A 17,437-nucleotide genomic window follows, 5' to 3' on the forward strand; every position below is an offset into this window, starting at 1 on the left:
TAATCACCATTAATTAGGTGATTCATCTCACATGCTTTGTGAGATATATCTCACAAAAATGCAGGCTAAAAAGGTAAACACCAGGTTAACGTTTAACACTAATTAAACATTTATTCTGAGTAAATAGCACGAATACTCGCCTCAACTCGCTTTTATGGTCATTTTACCCAAATAGCTTCATTTCAAGACTCGCAGATAACACCCGAATAGTTCTATACATAAATAACCACACTGACACTGGTTCATGCCAATTTATGAGCAATATTAGCCAATCCCAATAAATAGGTTTTAAGCATGAGTGGATTAAAATCTAAATTTTAACATCCTATTTAGATTTTGCTTATATGGGCTGTTTGTATGTTGAACGGTGACAGTTTTACTACCTAAATAATCTTAAAGCCCAATGACATCATTCTCGCCCCGAGTAAATTGATACTCACTATCAATTTTTATTTTTTGTGTATAGCAAGGCTTAAAAGACCATACGGCCTGCTCCCCATAATGGCACAGCGTGTCATATGTAAAGGACAAAAAGCGGTTCCAATCAGCCTAAAACGGCTAAAAAAGTACGATCATCAACGACAAGCAAGCTATCAATTTAATTGATAGCTTGCTTAAAAAAGTCTCAATATTATTTATGCGATTTATTGTGTAATTTAAATTTGCACTAACGACACAATAAACACATTCAAGGAGTTATCGATGTATATAGCATATTTAAGTCCACCTCGATTTGGAGTCCGTAACACATTACGGAAGACATCATGAGGGAGGATCACGCCCCAGAGGCGAACCCATACTTATTAACAGCCAAGCAAAAAAACCATTTCTGCGTGGTAGATGAACATATTGTAATCAGCCCTTTTGAAAAGGCTGCGGAATATGGACACGCTAAAGTCACTAAGCACTTTGGGCAGTCATTTGGTCTATCTGTATTTGCAGGCGCCTTCATTGCTCTGGCATTTGTATTTTATCTTACGGTAACGACTGGTTCATCAGCGGATTCATGGGGCTTAGTCAGATTTAGTGGTGGTATCGCTTTTAGCTTAGGACTCATTCTCGTAGTTGTTCTGGGTGGAGAACTGTTTACCAGCACGGTATTGAGTGCGATTGCTTGGGCACAAAAACGGGTCTCGACCAAACAATTACTGGGCTGTTGGACGCGCGTCTATTTAGGCAACCTATGTGGCGCGATGTTGATACTGCTACTGGTAATGATGTCAAAAATGTACGCAATGGACAGTAATCAATGGGGACTTAATGCACTGCATGTTTCACAACACAAGATCCACCATGATTGGAGCCAGGCTTTTGCTCTTGGGATACTGTGTAATTTGTTAGTTTGCCTAGGTGTGTGGATGACCTTTAGCTGCAAAGATGCTTTAGCTAAATCGTTACTGCTCATATTACCAGTTGCTATGTTCGTCTCCAGCGGTTTTGAACATAGCATTGCCAACTTATTCATGGTGCCACTGGGTATTGCCATTCAACACTTTGCTGGAAATGAATACTTCAGTGCATTGGGAGTAATGCGACAAACTTTTGCAGACCTTACCTTAAGTAACTTCCTATTTAACAACCTTATTCCGGTAACGCTGGGCAATATAGTCGGTGGTGCTGTGTTTGTGGGTCTTGGTTATTACTGGATAGATAATACCGCGATGAAAGTCCCTGGCGAAGCCGCATCACGACACATTAGCACCATCACAAAAACTCCGATGCAAATTTCAAAAAAGTACCAAGATTCAAGTATTGCTCAACAAACTCAATATCAACCAAGTCAAGAGGACTTAGCCATGAAAAATAAAATCCAAAAACTTATTGTCAGTGAACTAATGGACACTAAACCGACCACTCTTTCAGTTGATACAAGTATTTATCAAGCGCTTACCCTGCTAGCAAAAAATAATGTCCGCAGTGCACCTGTGATCGATAAAGATAATCAGCTATTAGGCTTTGTATCAGAGCAAGATCTTATGCGCTCACTTTGGTCTGAGGAGTTTGCATCTACATTGCCTATTTCAGTCAAAGATATTATGCAAACTAAAATGCTCACTGTCGCACCAACAGAGAAAATTGTTCAATTGCTAGAGTTTATGGTGGTTGATAAAAACAAACTATTCCCTGTGACAGATTCAGGTATGTACATTAGCGGTGGCTATCAAAGCTATGAAGAACGTCTGCGTGATGCATCTGCAACAGTACCAAGTACTTATCCAGTTGTTGAAAACGGTCGTTTATGTGGGGTTATTCGTCGTGAAACCTTCATGCAAATGTTCGCTAAGCTTTATAGTCCAGAGCACGATGGCATTACCCATCCGGTTGAACAGCAATCAGTAGCATAATCCCGAAGACACAATGCCGATGCAAATACTGATTTCATAGTCAACTCACAAACACTTTGCTTAAGCTGATATCACCAGGAACAAGTTAACAATATCGTTAACTTGTTCCTATATAAGATTGACTCTCTAGATTTATGCGCAGGGTAATGCTGTCTATAACAGTGCGAAACAGTTTGTCAGCCGATTAAGCTAATTATTCATCAACAACATCGATAAACCATATTGATTGTCATTTATACAACCAAGGCTGACAAATTCATCACACTAGATTATTCACCAAAGTGAAGCTAGCGTTATATTTCTTTTCACATTCAAGTCCCATTAAACAAACATTCGTATTGAGAGATTTTGAGATATAGAGCGTTACAACGAGCCTTCCATGAACCAAGCAATAAAGCTAACTTTACTCGTAGTCGCAGATTTTTTATATACACTCGTTAACTGATTGCGTACGGTTTTATCTGAAGCGTTTCTAAAATTAGCGATTTCCTTAGCGCTATATCCCTTGAGAGTAAACAAAGCAATGTCAGACTCGCTATCAGTTAACCCCCATCTAGAAAATTGTTTCACTATTTCCTCGCCAAAATGTCGCTTGGCACTTATCAATTCTTTCGATGCCTGCATTGAGTAAATGATCGCTTGATCACGCTCTTTGAGCAACTGTGCGTTTCTTCGTGTGGTCACTTTCGCATTCCATAGCAACATCAACAGTAAAGATAGCGAAAAAACAGAAACTGTAGCTTCTTGTAATATATGCAATATATTAGCCCCCCGCCCCATATCGGCAAAAAAATCCGAAATACTGGTGATGATAACGATCAAAAAAAATAGCATAGTCAGAAATTTTAACTTTCCAGCGTCAATCATCACATTTCGAATATAGTGCATCATTACTTCCCTAAAATTAGTTCCTTGTTAATTGTCTCACTCATTGCTTTTTTGGGTATGCGACATATGTCCTACGTACTGAAAATTAACCCTTATTTTTATACAGAAACAGAGCTCGGGACATTACGCCCATATAACAATGATTCAACCAGGCCTATCATCGGCGTTACCTGAGGTGATGATGACTTGAGTTCATCTGTGCATATTGACTCAAGCCTAACGGATCCCAATCGACACTTGCTGTTAATAATATAAATGGAAACATCGATGAAAAATCTTAACTATCTACCCGCAATCATTCTGACATCAATCGCCCTTTCATTATCTTTTACTGGGCAAGCTGTAGCTCAAAATGTTGATTTTGGTCCACTTCAGCCGTTAATTGGATCGTGGAAAACGGTTAGTCCCGGCGTTGACATCGCACCTGGAAGAACAGGGTCAAATGTTGGTGAAGGTGGCACAGCTGTAGAAGCTTTCTATGAAATAAGAACATATGAAGCCGCTGCCGACGCTGTTAATGCCAGTGATCAATCTCTGGTCGCTATCTATTACAAGCTAGAGGTGTTTAGACAAAGAGACGATGCCAAGTTTCATGATCAGCGTGGTTATATGATTTACGACCAAAAGAATCAAATGGTATATAACTCATACTGTGTGCCAAGAGCGGTATGTGTGATCGCAGAAGGAAAAGCAGGCAAAAAAATGACCCTGACAGCGCCAAGTAGAGGTATAGGTGAATCGACATATATGACCGAAAATGCGACGACCCAAGGATTCTCTATGACAATGGAAATTGGTGAAAAAACCCTGTCCTACTCACAAACCACCAAACTCAATATCTACGGTAAAGATTTCTCTCATACCGATGCTGCGACGTTAGAAAAAGTGAATGAGTAAGTTAATACGACTTCTCGCGCTTAAATAAAACAATGGCAAAGAGTAGGTTATTGATTAGACGCTGCAAATAACAGCGTCATTCTACTCAGATAACGAGAAGGCATCAGCAACGCATGGGCAATCTAGGCATAAAGGGCATCAGTCATAAACTTGGTTTATTAACGGCTTAAATCAGTTGATGTCCGCCTATTACTCCAAACTATATTTTTTGATAGCGGAATTAAACAAATAAACAGAGCAGGTTATCGCCAAAATAAGCTAAACAATCATCGACCGCCGAACACAATAAAGCTCTGATCCTGATAAAGGAAACAGTTGCAAATGGGGTAAATCAACTTGTGACTAATGGTTATTGATTTTCAAATAATTAATCGTCTCAATAGCCACAGTCAAATAATCCACTTTATTTAATAGTTACAATTTTTACGGCATTAACATCAACCAATACCCACTAAAAATCGTTACTTTATTCTAAATATAAGCAGTGAATAGCTGATTTACTTTCAATCTCATATGTGCTTTGCCAAACAACCTGATTAATGTGTCGCTTTATCTCCCCAAATTTCCTCTAACCTTTGGTCACGACCGCAATTCCAGCGATAAGCATGGTAGCGAATAGGATTGTTCTTATAGTAATCTTGATGGTAACTTTCATCGCCTTTGATAGGGTAAAAAACACTCGATGCTAAAATTGGCGTAACCACTTTCTGGTTAGGAAATTGTTTTTCAATATCGCTTTTAGACTGTTCGGCAATTTGCCTTTCTTTATCGTTTGCCACAAAAATTGCGCTTAAATAGCTAGTACCTTTGTCACAGAACTGCCCTCTTGCATCAAAGGGATCAATATTTACCCAGTAATAATCTAATAACTCTTTGTAGCTCACTTTATTAGGATCATAGGTTATCTGTACCGCTTCAAAATGACCTGCATGGTTACCGTTATAGGTGGGATCTTTTAAGCTTCCACCAGTAAACCCTGATATCACATCGCTAACACCATCAAGCTTTTCAAAATCGGACTCCATACACCAAAAACATCCTCCGGCTAAAATGGTCTTATCTGCAGTGGCGTTAGAAGCATAGGACAATAAGCTTGCTGCCAATATTGTTAGCATTAATGTACTTTTCATAACACCCTCCTTATTTTTCGAGATGATGGCCTGCTTGCATCAAACATATGTGCACTACGAAGTTAATAATATGAAGGTTCACTATGGCAGAAAGCTGTCACTATTACATTGAGTTTGTTATTTATACAAAAGGTCATTGAGATAATCATCAGCATTTTCAGAGTATCAATGACATGCTTGAGCATGCCCTCGGGATAAATTGAGAGTATCAATATAGGCATTAGTAGATTCAGTACGATATTGGGTCATATTGGCGAACATTAGTGTCACAAAGATGACGAGATAATCGTTCAAATAAGTGTTCAATTACATCACAGGATTATAAAAACATCGCGAAAACTGAACGATATCGATAGGACTTATTATGAATATTGAGATTAGCGATTTAGATAAGCTAAAGCCAGTTAACCTAGCACATCATCAACCCAGTCCGATCATAGAATTCCGCAGCGGTTCAAATATGAGTTTTAGATGCAAAAAGGCACAACCTTAAGTTATAAGGTTGTGCCCGTTAACACTTTTGTCAGCATCCTGCTGAATATTTGCTCCCTGCACACCATCCATGTAAACATGCTTCCTGCAGTCCTTTTCCCTGTTCTCATTTCCTTGTCTATTTGTGTAATACAAACAAACCCATGAGTGTCACTCCTTTGAACAGCCTATCCATTGACTGAGCGGTAAATCTATTCAATCCGTTGAATCTATCCATGCTGCATCCTGCAGCCCTATCCTTGTTATCCTTGTGTCAACAGCATGACTGTTTTCACTCATCCTTGATTCGGCTATCCATTTGCCGAGCTTATGCTCAATCCGTGAGCGTGTCCTAATAACATCCATGATATTCTTAAGCATTAATTGTCTTATTTCTCATCCTAAGAAAACCAACAAATAACTCGCTTTCGATAACTACATTCTAATCAAAACCAGCTCGATGAAAAGTCACTCAACATCATTGAAATAGATGCTTAACATACCAACACTCAAGAAAAAACATGTAATGCTATGATTTTTATATATTAAATATAATTAATAACGTTAAACGCTGACAACTTTAGATAAGATCCCTTACATGCTTGTAGGATATGGCTTACAAAAGCATGAGCAGGTTATTACTATCGGATTGATTTTCGCCACAGGCGCATTATCATCTGCCCAAACATGACCCAATCAGCCCACAAACTATAAAGCGGATAAGTGAATGTAGCAGGCCTATTTTTTTCAAATAGAAAATGCCCTAACCATGCAAAGCCATAACCCACAACGGGCAGCCACAATAATTGCCACCAATGCTGATTAATCAAGGTATTCACAATAATAACCAAAATAATGCCACTGCCAATATAATGCAGCCTTCGACAAATAGGGTTTTGATGTTGCGACAGATAAAATGGGTAAAATTCTGTAAATGAAGAGTAACGTTTAGGTTCCACTATTCACTCCTTAATTGATAATCCGCAAATGATATGGCCCGATGAGTATTCAATTATTTTTCGCTGGCGTTACACTTTACTGTAAAACAGAATTTCACCTTCTATATTACCGATGCTAACGTTAGCAATACTGCTAAACCCTTGTGTTACCAAAGCCCGATGATGTGATGAATTACTAACAAACACGCCTACTCCATCGAGATCAGGTTGTTCATCACACCAACTCAATACCGCTTGAATTAACTTAGCCCCATAACCTTTTTGCTGCTCATTTGGTGATATAGCAATAAATTGTAAAACACCACACTTTTGAGAAGGTAGATGTTCAAGAATGCAGGTTTCTTTTTGCATTAATCCTTGGGTCGATTTCCATCCGGTACCCAGCATCATTTTGAAACGCCAGTGCCAATATCGTCCCTCACCCAGAGGAATGAGATGAGAAATGACACACGCAATTCCGATTAAGCGCTCACCATCAAATAAACCGATTAAAGCTTGTTCTTGTTGCCATAACTCATTTAACTCTTCACGGATGGCTGCCCGAAGCTTTTGCTCATATTGTTGTTCATCATCTTGAGCAAGCACGTCAATAAAATAGGGGTCATCATGATATGCGTTGTAGAGAATGGAAGCTGCGACTCTCAGGTCTTCTGCGGTCAAATACACTGCGCGAATAGTTTCCAAGGTGTGATTGTCCATTTTTATTCCTTGTTATTGACTCTCTAAACTCAATCTAACTTAACAAGTTTGAAACATTCTACAAGTTTTGTTTACGCATTTAGCCTGTTCGCGGTTGTCATTGTCAGTTGTTTGCTATTTACCTCATCAACACTGATACTGAATTTGTTTACCACACCATTACAAGGAATCCTTTAAATGGACACTACATCAAATGATCTTAGCCATTTATTTATGCAACTAGGTTTACCGCATGATCAAGTGGGTATCGATGACTTTGTTATGCAAAATAAGCTTGCTAAGCATACGTTAATAACCGATGCAGATTGCTGGAATCCAGGCCAAAAAGCATTTTTAAAAGAGGCATTACGAGAAGACGCCCAATGGTCAGAAGTGATTGACCAATTGGACGTAATGATGCGCGCTGAAATGTAATTAATTTTTGACCTTATAACAGCGCCATTATCTCATCAGATTTGTTTGTAGGCGGTGTTACCCCAACCGACTAAAACATCATCGCGAAACACAATGGGCGTGCATTCATCTTTGGTTGTTTTACCATCGCCTTGCGCCCATTGCGTTCGGTAAAACATGACCTTGATAGACTGTTCCCCTTGGTTTTCAGTCGGCTTAATATAAGCTTCGCTGAAATCGGCGGTGCCCATTAGAGTTATCACTTGATCACTCGTCATCCCCATAGACAGTTTGCTCAACAGTTCACGATTCTTATCTTGTTGAACTTGCCAATAGTCAGCACTTTTAGCCGATTCATGATCACCGACACTGATAACACAACCACTTAGCCCTACTGATGTGGCGATAATTAATCCTGCTGTGATAAGTTTTAATTTCATGTTGCATCCTTTTTGTTAAAATAAAATCCGCATTGTATTTACAGTTCCTTTAAGCCAGAATCGTGCCAAAAAATAAAACACTGATTTGTATGCCTTTATTTTTATATTTAATAAGAATTAGTTAATCTCACACCATCGAATTAAGGAATTTAACCAACAATGAGTCCAATTGAGCAAGTACTTGCCGCGGCTAAATCGATTGCTAACAATGGAAATACTCCCTGTTTGGCACTGATTAAAAGCCGTTTAGGAAATAGCATCCCAATGCCTACCCTAATCCAAGGTTTACAACAGTTTAAGGCGTTGCCAAAATCCGAGTGGCAACACATACCAGAATTAGCCGATATTGCCGCTGTGACTGACCAACCTGCAGATAATAACGTGGATCTTACCGATGTTATTCAGCAGGTCATGAGTCTGCAACAACACGTCACACTGCTCACTAAGCGAGTCGAACAGCTAGAAAATCAATTACAAGACAATGCCATTCAAAGCAATATCATTGTTAATAAGGCAGACCAATAGATGTTTGTTACTGAACTGCGCTTTGAATGTTTTGCCGACACAACAATTGATACCGTAGAAAAAGCCATCAACGCTTTTCTTGAAGCCCTAAGGGCGAATGGACAAATTTTAGGCAGGGAGTTTGCCGTCGCTTTTAATGACGGTGAATTTAGAGTTCGCCTGTTGTTACCCGAAAAAACCAGCCTGGCAAATCGTTATCATAGCCCGTGGGTAAAGGTCACTTTAGCCGGATTAACCGCGGCCAAACTATTGGCTCCTAGAGAAAAGTTCATCGGCCAAGACATTAACTCTGAAGTTAGCAGCACAGAGACACCATCATGGCAGGTGTTGTATACCAGTTATGTTCATATGTGCTCACCGCTACGTAATGGCGATAATCTCCTGCCAATCCCCCTGTATCAATTACCTGCGACCTTCAATGGCGATCATAAACGCATTATAAAATGGCAAACAGAATGGCAAGCATGTGATGAGCTACAAATGGCGGCTGCCACTAAAGCTGAATTTGCCGCATTAGATGAAATCACTCGAGTAGACAGCGACCTGTTTAGACGAGGTTGGGATTTACGTGGCAGAATAGAGTTTTTAACGCAAATACCAACTTACTATTATCTGTATCGTGTCGGTGGTGAGTCGTTAGAAAGCGAATTAAACCGAGCTTGCCCACGTTGTGGTTCACATCATTGGAAACTTGAACAGCCTTTGTTAGACATGTTTCACTTTCGCTGCGAGCCATGCCGCATAGTGTCTAATATATCTTGGGACCATCAGTAAATGGAATTACTTCATTGAGTTACAAACAAATTATTTCTTATTACCGAGATTGCTACAAGGAAGATAGTGCCTCCATTAATCTTTGGAACGTCAATAAGCTTAAGCAAGAAGACCGTTTAATTCTTCAAGGTAAAGATGAACTAGGCACAGGTTTTTTACCTCGGCTACCTATCCCCGAAGAATTTGCCGCCCCAATGTTAAAACGGGTAGCAATGTATGAAAGAGAAAGAGTATTACTGTATGCACGGTTCTTGTTTGTCGGCAAAGTCACCATAAAAGGCGAGCTTAAAACGGTAGTATCGCCTTTGCTCTTTAGCGAAGCCACCATTGAGCAGGATAATGGTAATTGCTATTTTTCTACCCAAGCCGATGAAACTGAAATCAATGAAGCCTTACTGCAACAATTACTCCCAGATGATAATGCGCTAGCAGAATCGCTTTTTTCTGAAGATACTCGCTCCGCATCATTTTGGACCTCATATTTTAGTAATAATCATATTGAAATAAGCTCGCTTGAATTACTCCAATATCCGAAGCTTGCTCAATACAGTGACATCAAAAAAGCGCTGACAAAAAAGATCCCCAGCTTATTACCCATTTCCATGTTAATTTGTGTTGAAAGATCAAAAAGTAGCCGCGGCGTACTTCACGAATTAGACACTATCATCAATGCTAATCAGCTATCAGCCCCTATCGGTAAGCTCTTTAACCATACAATGGCAAAGTCGAACAAGGTTTCCAAACCTGCGAAGCTCAAGTACGACTTTTTGCCTGGACTATTATCAGGCCCACAAAAGAAAGTCATCGCTATCGCCGCTAACAACAGTCTAGGTTGTGTGTCTGGCCCACCCGGCACAGGTAAAAGCTATACTATCGCTGCCGTTGCAGCGGAACATATGGCTCGCGGAGAGTCGGTGTTAATTGTGGCCAATAATGAAGTAGCCCTTGATGTTATTGCAGACAAATTGGCGAGTAACTTTACCTTAGGCGATGTTTCAATTAAGGCCGGACAAAAAGCCTTTTTAAAGCAGCTAAAAGACTATACCGCTGATTTGTTAGCCGGTTACTTTGCAGATGACTTGGACAACAGCCCCAAAGCAAATGAACAAGAAATTAACCAGCTAAATCGATTGCTAGGTAAATTAGAACATCGTTTTATGGCTTTCAGCCAAAAAGCCATCAGCCGAGGCTTGCGGTTGCACCAACTTGAGTTACAACAATCGAAGTGGTTAAAGCGCGCTTATCTGTTTTTTATTCAAGGATCAATAAACCAATGGCACCATCAATGGCATGCATTAGATACCATTAACAAACGCACCATTGAACGTGAAACGCTTGCTTCTGACTATCTCAATACACTTAAAAAAAACAACTTAAAAACATTAGTCAGCCAATACCGAAAGTATCTTCAAGCATTTAACCAAGCAATACGCAGTCGAACCTCCAGTAAACAACTCGCCCAGTTTGCGAAGATTGAATATGCCAAGTTATTTGCTGCATTTCCCATCTGGTTGGTGAGCTTAAATAGCCTGCACAAAGTATTACCACTTAACAGTGAAATGTTTGACTTAGTGATTATTGATGAAGCCACGCAATGCAATATTAGCAGTTGTTTACCGGCCTTATATCGTGCAAAACGAGCACTGATTGTTGGCGATACCAAACAATTAAAACACTATTCATTTTTAGCTAGAGCTAAGCAGAATCAATTATTAAGCAAAAACAACGTGCCTGAAAACAACCAGAGCGCCATCAGTTATCGAGATAATTCTATCTTAGATTTAGCCCTAAAAACCTTAAACACCGATAAAGAGCTGGCCTTTCTAGATGAACATTTTAGAAGTAAACCTGAACTCATCCATTTTAGTAATCAGTCTTTTTATCATTCAAGATTAAAAGTCATGCAACACCGACCTTGTACTAGCTCAGGCCATTTGCACCTTCATCGACTAGAGGGGATCCGCGACACATCCGGCGTAAATCATCAAGAAGCACAATGCATCCTAGCTGATATTCAAGCTCAAATAACAACCGACAATAACACTGGCATAGCCCACAGTATCGGAGTCATCTCACCTTTCAGCGCTCAAGCAGAACAGATTGCCGCACTGATTGAACAACATATTCCTCAAGCCGATATCATTAAACACAGTATTCGCGCTGCTACGCCGTTTGGTTTTCAAGGTGAAGAACGAGATATTATGTTGATTTCGTTTGCAATTGATAATAACAGTAAACATGCAGCAGCCTACCTAAACAAGGCCGATGTATTTAATGTCACCATTACCAGAGCACGTCAAAAACAGTCGTTATACCTGTCAATTGATGACTCACAATTGCCAGAAAATAATCTACTGCGGCGCTATATAGCATCAATGACCACTTTTCATGCCGAGCATAGCGTCACCTCAGAAATAGACGCATTTCAACAACAAATCATTGCAGCATTACAAGAGCAACAAATAGAAACATGGCCGGGTTATGCCATTGTTGGCACAGAAATAGATATTTTATGTCGTTATGCTGACAAGTACCTTGCCATCGATCTTATTGGCTTTCCTGGACCATGGGCTAATTTTTTCGAACTAACAACCTACAGGTTATTTGAAAGAGCAGGAGTTGAAATATTGCCATTAAGCTATGGTCTGTGGATTGTCGATAAGCAAGCATGTATTGATAAAATAAAGTCTACGCTGTTATTACCATGATAAGAAAAGCTAAGCGGGGATGATTCATAGGATTAACCACTGTGGATGCATTAAGTATTGAAACACTCAAAAGAGCATTTCAATACTGCTGATGGTTATTTTTTACGTAAAAAATGTCGTCCCATGGTTTTGATCCGCAGCCAGATCCCAGGATGCTCAGCAACAATCTCAGCTTCTTCTATGGGCTTAACTGGTGGGGTTATTAACGGAGAGAGTTGCTGCAGAAATTCTGTTAATGATGGTGCAATCTGAGTAGTTTGTTTTTCGCCTGGTATTTCTATCCATACGCTGCCATCATCATTGTTTACGGTTAGCATTTCGTCACCATCACCTAACACGCCGATAAACCAAGTTGCTGGTTGTTTAAGCTTTTGCTTCATGATCAAATGACCAATTACATTTTGTTGCAAATTTTCAAAGTCAGCTTGATTCCACGCTTGGATTAATTCACCTTCGCCAAACGATGCAGTAAACGCCAATGGCGCTGAAAAATATTGCCCATAAAATGCATGAATATCTTGGTGTAACTGAATATTTAATGCATGCTCTACATTACTAAAGTCGCCTGTATCATCCCGTTTAACAGGTTGCCAGAATACGATTTTATCGTTATTCGCATCAAATGCACCTTGAATACATACCGAATCCTCGCCCAAAGGATAATAGCGCGGAAATTCAGATAGGGTATCTTGATAAGAATTAAGATATTTTTTAATGAAGCAATCTAATGCAGATGAACAAGACACTTAAGCCACTCGTAGTTTATAATAAAACCATATTTTGACACGGAAACCGATTAGATGACACACAATCACGACCCTTATAGTGACGCTGCAGCATTAAAAGGCCTAACATTAGGCCGTGCAACTGCTTATCAAGCTGAGTATGACGCGTCACTGCTGCAAGGGGTTCCTCGTAAACTTAACCGAGATGCTATTGAATTAAGCGGTGAACTGCCTTTTCATGGTACCGATATTTGGACAGGGTATGAATTGTCTTGGCTTAATGCCAAAGGCAAGCCTATTGTTGCTATTTTGGAAGTTCAGTTAGATATCAACAGTGTCAATTTGATTGAATCTAAGTCTTTTAAACTGTACTTGAATAGTTTTAACCAAACTAAATTTGACAGTGTAGAAGCCGTACAAGAAACCTTAAGCCGTGACCTAAGCACTTGCGCCCAAGGTGAGCTAAGCGTAAAAGTCATTGAGCCTAAGTTTTTTAATCTTGAACGTATCATTGATTTACCGGGTAGCTGTATTGATGAGCTAGACATTGAAGTTAATGAGTACGCCTTTAACCCAGATCATTTATTAGACAGCACAGACGCAGATAAGAATGTCGCTGAGACACTAAATTCTAATCTATTAAAGTCTAATTGTTTAATCACCTCACAGCCTGATTGGGGCAGCGTGATGATCCGTTATCAAGGCCCTAAAATTGACCGTGAAAAACTGCTGCGCTACTTAATTTCTTTCCGTCAGCATAATGAATTTCATGAACAATGCGTTGAACGTATCTTTGTCGACTTAAAGAAATATTGCCAATGCACTAAGCTAACCGTATATGCACGCTATACCCGCCGTGGCGGCTTAGACATCAACCCTTATCGCAGTGATTTTGAAAATCCACCAGAGTCGAACCGTCTAGCAAGACAGTAATTGCTTTTGAATTGACTGCAAAAAAGCCTTTATCTTTGATAAAGGCTTTTTTAATTAATCTACCGATCTTTTTAAGCCATATGATCATTCTTCGCCATTCTCAGTGAGGTGTTAATACTTGCACTAGGTTCTTTTTAATAAGACTTTTCGAGCAGTACTCAATGCCATTAAGCCTAGGTTTAAATGAATATAAGGCCTAAATCGATCGGTATATCATGAGCATAATACCTTCTACACACATTGATAATACACATCACAAACATCACTTAATATGGCACAAACTTTTACAATATAGCCTTGTTGTTCGCAGCACATTTGAACAATCGCTATGCTAATCTGCAGTCTACTCGACCACAAATGACTAACATAACCAGAGAGTTCTTATGCTCAAATCACTTTTACATACAGGTTTAATCGTGCTTTTTTTACAAAGCGCCTGCATCTCATCAAACGCTTTTGCTAACGATATCAGACAAATACCCATTGATGAAAAAGTAGTGACCGAGCATAAGGCGAAGATCAATGGTAAAACCATCCCCTATAAAGCCACGACAGGAACTCAACCCGTATGGGATGAAGAAGGTCATTCGACCGCGACCTTGTTTTACACTTATTACCAACGCACTGACGTTAAAGACGACACTAAAAGACCGTTAATTATTTCATTTAATGGTGGCCCAGGATCTGCCTCGGTGTGGATGCACATTGCCTATACTGGACCTAGAGTATTAAATGTGGACGACGAAGGTTACCCACTACAACCTTATGGCGTCAAAAATAACGACAGCTCAATACTGGATATTGCCGATATCGTTTACGTTAATCCTGTTAACACCGGTTACTCAAGAGTATTGCCAAATGATGAAGGCAAAATGCCTTCAAAAGATGAGCAACAAAAAATGTTTTTTGGAGTTAAAGCCGATATAAAATACTTAGCAGAATGGGTCACCACATTTGTATCTAGAAATGAACGCTGGCGCTCACCTAAGTATTTAATTGGTGAAAGTTATGGTACTGCAAGGGTTTCCGGTTTAGCCCTTGAACTGCAGAACAATCAATGGATGTATCCTAATGGGGTTATCTTAGTCTCACCCACAGATCTTGGTATTGAGCGAAATGGTCCTGTAAAGGCAGCTAATCGCTTACCCTATTTTGCCGCTGCAGCTTGGTACCACAAAGCACTTGATACTGATTTACAGCAACAAGATTTAACACCGATTTTAGCTGAGGTAGAGCAATTTACCTTAAATCAATATCTACCAGCACTCGCCAAAGGCAGTTTTATTGATCCAGATGAAAAGCTGCGCATTGCCCAACAAGTTGCTCATTATTCAGGGCTTAGCCTAACGGATGTACTGCAAAGTAATTTAGATATCGACACTGATTACTTTTGGAAATCCTTATTGCGTGACCGCAAGCAAACCATAGGCCGTTTAGATTCACGTTATATCGGTATCGATGAAAAAGTCGTTGGCGCAAGTCCTGACTATAATGCAGAGCTTACCTCTTGGCTTCACAGTTTTACTCCAGCAATTAATGATTACCTGCGTACCGAACTGAACTATAAAACTGATATAAAATACAATATGTTCGGACCAGTTCATCCGTGGGATAGAAGCGGTAATAAAACCGGTGAAAATTTACGCTTGGCAATGGCGCAAAACCCATACCTTAATGTGATGATCCAATCGGGTTATTATGATGGTGCAACTAATTATTTTGATGCTAAATACACCATGTGGCAGCTTGACCGCAGTGGGTTAATGAAAGACAGGTTATCATTTAAAGGCTATCGCAGTGGCCACATGATGTATCTTCGTCACGATGACTTAAAGCAATCAAATCAAGATTTGCGCCAATTTATTAACTCCACATTACCAACAGAACAACAAGCGGCAAAATACTAGCCGTGTGAAGAAGGTATTAATTGCGCCAACGAAATTATCGACATCGTTGGCGCTTTTATATGCAGCAAAGACTGAGATTGCATATCACCAATACACACGCTGAAGCGGTAATATGGGCTTAATCGGCCAAAGTAAAACTGCCATTGCGGTTCGTGATAATCGAGCGCTGAAAAATGGATATAGTCACTCGCTGCGATAGTAGGAAATTGCTTATTAACAGCTTCAAACACGCTATTAGCAGCGAATGTAAACCCAAAAGAGGTTAACGACTGCGCCAACCCTTTGCCTGTTGCTTTAATAAAAGCCTCTTTTAACGCCCATAAATCAAAAAAACGTTGGCGTTGTAACTCAAGCGGCAATGCCATCAAATCTTCTATTTCAACAGCAGAAAAGTAGTGATTCAAAATAGCTTCTATTTTGGTACTGCTGCGTTCACGCTCAATATCAACACCAAATGACAAGGCTGTTTCAGCGGCATATGCTTGCTTATTACTGACAATGCCGATCATTAGCCAATCGCCGCTATGGCTCAAATTAAAATGCAGCCCAGTTTGAACCAATAAGTCTTCGCTAAGCGCCGGTTTACCCTTAGCACCATAGCTAAAACGCCACTCAAAAGGTTTTAGATCACTATGAAGTGACATAATAGCCCGAAGCGCTAAACGCACTTGTAAACCAGTATTGCGCGCCGATTCACTTCTGTAACGACTAACCTTAGCAACCTCGTCATCGGTTAACCAATTTAAGGCTAAACCAGCCTCATAATCTGCAGCACAAAGCGCACCATCCAGTGGCACAAAATAAATATGTGGCTGAAAAAGCGGCTGAGATGAGTTTATAGGAGATGAAACAGACATTAAAACAAACAAGGCTCTATTAAACGTTAATACCGTTAAATTACCTCAATAAGCTCGATTCAGCGAGGAATTTGTCAAACTCCCTGTATCACGGCGGGTACAAGTCAGTATAGTTAACCTGATAATCGTTATGTTAACTTTTACTGTTGATGATTAGTGCTAATTCATCAACAATCATCACGACCACAACATCGAAAGCTTGAACATTTATACGCATAGTCAGCCTAGTCATTATATTATTGTTATCGTTATTCAGCTCAAACGCTGCATTTGCCCAATGGCACCATCAGCAAAGTGGCGATTAAATCAAGCGAACTCAATAACCCCAAGTTAGAGCGTCAATTAACCTTAGTATTGCGTTCAATCAACTTCCCTGCCGAAAGTGTCGCTGTAATGACCACCATCTGGGCCATTGATTTCTTTCCAAATTAATTGGCTTTAAAAACCGATGAAATTGTTCCAAAGCCGGTAATGAGACTGCTCGTTAGCGGCTTTTTACTCAAATAATATACCGTTTAATTGACGGCTAAATAATTGCCATGATAACGCGGTTTCAGGGCAATTACAGCGACGATGGAAGCATTGAAACATAGCATTAATAGTCGTTTTTACCGCTCAGATCTTGTTTTTAGTCTCGGGTGATTGTATCGGAGTGAAACCTCAGGTAATCTGCTTTGTGCTAAAAAAAGCATAAATGGATATTTGGACTCATTTTTTAACTTATTTAAGTATGAATTAAGTAAGTATGGGTAAGTTTAAATGCGCTAAAGTCCCAATAGATTATTT

General features: G+C 39.7%; 16 protein-coding genes. 9 read left to right on the plus strand and 7 right to left on the minus strand.

Annotation, left to right across the window (positions count from 1 at the left end):
• The first annotated feature begins 764 nt into the window (after positions 1-764).
• Positions 765-2,345, plus strand: coding sequence for a formate transporter FocA (gene focA / locus H5164_RS17430; RefSeq protein WP_182757192.1), 1,581 nt, complete (start codon positions 765-767; stop codon positions 2,343-2,345).
• A gap of 363 nt (positions 2,346-2,708) precedes the next feature.
• On the opposite strand, the gene H5164_RS17435 is transcribed toward focA, so the two are convergent.
• The gene (locus H5164_RS17435; protein ID WP_124016973.1) at positions 2,709-3,236 is read right to left on the minus strand and encodes a LuxR C-terminal-related transcriptional regulator; all 528 of its coding nucleotides are present in this window, start codon (positions 3,234-3,236) and stop codon (positions 2,709-2,711) included.
• 264 nt (positions 3,237-3,500) lie between these two features.
• Between H5164_RS17435 and H5164_RS17440 the strand changes: the two genes are divergently transcribed.
• The gene (locus H5164_RS17440) at positions 3,501-4,130 is read left to right on the plus strand and encodes a heme-binding beta-barrel domain-containing protein (protein WP_124016972.1); all 630 of its coding nucleotides are present in this window, start codon (positions 3,501-3,503) and stop codon (positions 4,128-4,130) included.
• Positions 4,131-4,666: 536 nt separating this feature from the next.
• Here H5164_RS17440 and msrA read toward each other — a convergent pair.
• From msrA to H5164_RS17455, 3 genes are all read right to left on the minus strand, one after another.
• Entirely contained in the window at positions 4,667-5,260 is a 594-nt protein-coding gene (msrA, locus tag H5164_RS17445; RefSeq protein WP_182698039.1) for a peptide-methionine (S)-S-oxide reductase MsrA, read from the minus strand.
• A 1,112-nt stretch (positions 5,261-6,372) separates the two neighbouring features.
• Complete coding sequence (locus H5164_RS17450; protein WP_182757194.1) at positions 6,373-6,690, minus strand: DUF962 domain-containing protein; 318 nt, start codon at positions 6,688-6,690, stop codon at positions 6,373-6,375.
• 69 nt (positions 6,691-6,759) lie between these two features.
• Positions 6,760-7,389: a GNAT family N-acetyltransferase gene (locus H5164_RS17455; RefSeq protein WP_182757195.1), complete on the minus strand. Its 630-nt coding sequence runs from the start codon at positions 7,387-7,389 to the stop codon at positions 6,760-6,762.
• 177 nt (positions 7,390-7,566) lie between these two features.
• Between H5164_RS17455 and H5164_RS17460 the strand changes: the two genes are divergently transcribed.
• Complete coding sequence (locus H5164_RS17460; protein WP_124016968.1) at positions 7,567-7,803, plus strand: DUF2789 domain-containing protein; 237 nt, start codon at positions 7,567-7,569, stop codon at positions 7,801-7,803.
• Positions 7,804-7,838: 35 nt separating this feature from the next.
• Here the strand turns inward: H5164_RS17460 and H5164_RS17465 are convergent, their stop codons facing one another.
• A complete protein-coding gene (locus H5164_RS17465; RefSeq protein ID WP_124016967.1) occupies positions 7,839-8,222 on the minus strand; it encodes a DUF3192 domain-containing protein in 384 nt (127 codons plus the stop codon).
• A 159-nt stretch (positions 8,223-8,381) separates the two neighbouring features.
• Here H5164_RS17465 and H5164_RS17470 point away from each other — a divergent pair, with 159 nt between their 5' ends.
• The 3 genes from H5164_RS17470 to H5164_RS17480 are packed head-to-tail and all read left to right on the plus strand — an operon-like array spanning position 8,382 to position 12,229.
• Positions 8,382-8,747 (plus strand): hypothetical protein, encoded by a 366-nt coding sequence (locus tag H5164_RS17470; RefSeq protein WP_182757196.1) that lies wholly within the window; start codon positions 8,382-8,384, stop codon positions 8,745-8,747.
• A complete protein-coding gene (locus H5164_RS17475) occupies positions 8,748-9,521 on the plus strand; it encodes a Zn-ribbon-containing protein (protein WP_124016965.1) in 774 nt (257 codons plus the stop codon).
• Positions 9,522-9,535: 14 nt separating this feature from the next.
• On the plus strand, positions 9,536-12,229 hold the full coding sequence (locus tag H5164_RS17480) for an ATP-binding protein (protein WP_182757197.1): 2,694 nt from the start codon (positions 9,536-9,538) through the stop codon (positions 12,227-12,229).
• 95 nt (positions 12,230-12,324) lie between these two features.
• Here the strand turns inward: H5164_RS17480 and syd are convergent, their stop codons facing one another.
• Positions 12,325-12,975, minus strand: coding sequence for a SecY-interacting protein (gene syd, locus H5164_RS17485; RefSeq protein ID WP_182757198.1), 651 nt, complete (start codon positions 12,973-12,975; stop codon positions 12,325-12,327).
• Between the two features lie 54 nt (positions 12,976-13,029).
• Between syd and queF the strand changes: the two genes are divergently transcribed.
• Together queF and H5164_RS17495 are read left to right on the plus strand one after the other, a co-directional pair.
• Positions 13,030-13,887, plus strand: a complete 858-nt coding sequence (gene queF / locus H5164_RS17490) for an NADPH-dependent 7-cyano-7-deazaguanine reductase QueF (RefSeq protein ID WP_124016962.1) — start codon at positions 13,030-13,032, stop codon at positions 13,885-13,887.
• 383 nt (positions 13,888-14,270) lie between these two features.
• Positions 14,271-15,794, plus strand: a complete 1,524-nt coding sequence (locus H5164_RS17495; RefSeq protein WP_182757199.1) for a S10 family peptidase — start codon at positions 14,271-14,273, stop codon at positions 15,792-15,794.
• Here H5164_RS17495 and H5164_RS20170 read toward each other — a convergent pair.
• Positions 15,791-16,651 (minus strand): 4'-phosphopantetheinyl transferase superfamily protein, encoded by an 861-nt coding sequence (locus tag H5164_RS20170; protein ID WP_182757200.1) that lies wholly within the window; start codon positions 16,649-16,651, stop codon positions 15,791-15,793. The two genes, H5164_RS17495 and H5164_RS20170, sit on opposite strands and share 4 nt — an antisense overlap.
• Before the next feature lie 294 nt (positions 16,652-16,945).
• Here H5164_RS20170 and H5164_RS17505 point away from each other — a divergent pair, with 294 nt between their 5' ends.
• On the plus strand, positions 16,946-17,083 hold the full coding sequence (locus H5164_RS17505) for a hypothetical protein (protein WP_182757201.1): 138 nt from the start codon (positions 16,946-16,948) through the stop codon (positions 17,081-17,083).
• Positions 17,084-17,437 lie beyond the last annotated feature (354 nt).

It is taken from the genome of Shewanella sp. SG41-3 (genome assembly GCF_014164545.1).
Lineage (GTDB): Bacteria > Pseudomonadota > Gammaproteobacteria > Enterobacterales > Shewanellaceae > Shewanella > Shewanella vesiculosa.

What these genes read in the sequence shown, in the direction of transcription:
- focA (WP_182757192.1), top strand. Translation starts at nt 765, where the DNA reads ATGAGGGAGGATCACGCCCCAGAGGCGAACCCATACTTATTAACAGCC.
- H5164_RS17435 (WP_124016973.1), bottom strand. Translation starts at nt 3,236, where the DNA reads ATGATGCACTATATTCGAAATGTGATGATTGACGCTGGAAAGTTAAAA.
- H5164_RS17440 (WP_124016972.1), top strand. Translation starts at nt 3,501, where the DNA reads ATGAAAAATCTTAACTATCTACCCGCAATCATTCTGACATCAATCGCC.
- msrA (WP_182698039.1), bottom strand. Translation starts at nt 5,260, where the DNA reads ATGAAAAGTACATTAATGCTAACAATATTGGCAGCAAGCTTATTGTCC.
- H5164_RS17455 (WP_182757195.1), bottom strand. Translation starts at nt 7,389, where the DNA reads ATGGACAATCACACCTTGGAAACTATTCGCGCAGTGTATTTGACCGCA.
- H5164_RS17460 (WP_124016968.1), top strand. Translation starts at nt 7,567, where the DNA reads ATGGACACTACATCAAATGATCTTAGCCATTTATTTATGCAACTAGGT.
- H5164_RS17465 (WP_124016967.1), bottom strand. Translation starts at nt 8,222, where the DNA reads ATGAAATTAAAACTTATCACAGCAGGATTAATTATCGCCACATCAGTA.
- H5164_RS17470 (WP_182757196.1), top strand. Translation starts at nt 8,382, where the DNA reads ATGAGTCCAATTGAGCAAGTACTTGCCGCGGCTAAATCGATTGCTAAC.
- H5164_RS17475 (WP_124016965.1), top strand. Translation starts at nt 8,748, where the DNA reads ATGTTTGTTACTGAACTGCGCTTTGAATGTTTTGCCGACACAACAATT.
- queF (WP_124016962.1), top strand. Translation starts at nt 13,030, where the DNA reads ATGACACACAATCACGACCCTTATAGTGACGCTGCAGCATTAAAAGGC.
- H5164_RS17495 (WP_182757199.1), top strand. Translation starts at nt 14,271, where the DNA reads ATGCTCAAATCACTTTTACATACAGGTTTAATCGTGCTTTTTTTACAA.
- H5164_RS20170 (WP_182757200.1), bottom strand. Translation starts at nt 16,651, where the DNA reads ATGTCTGTTTCATCTCCTATAAACTCATCTCAGCCGCTTTTTCAGCCA.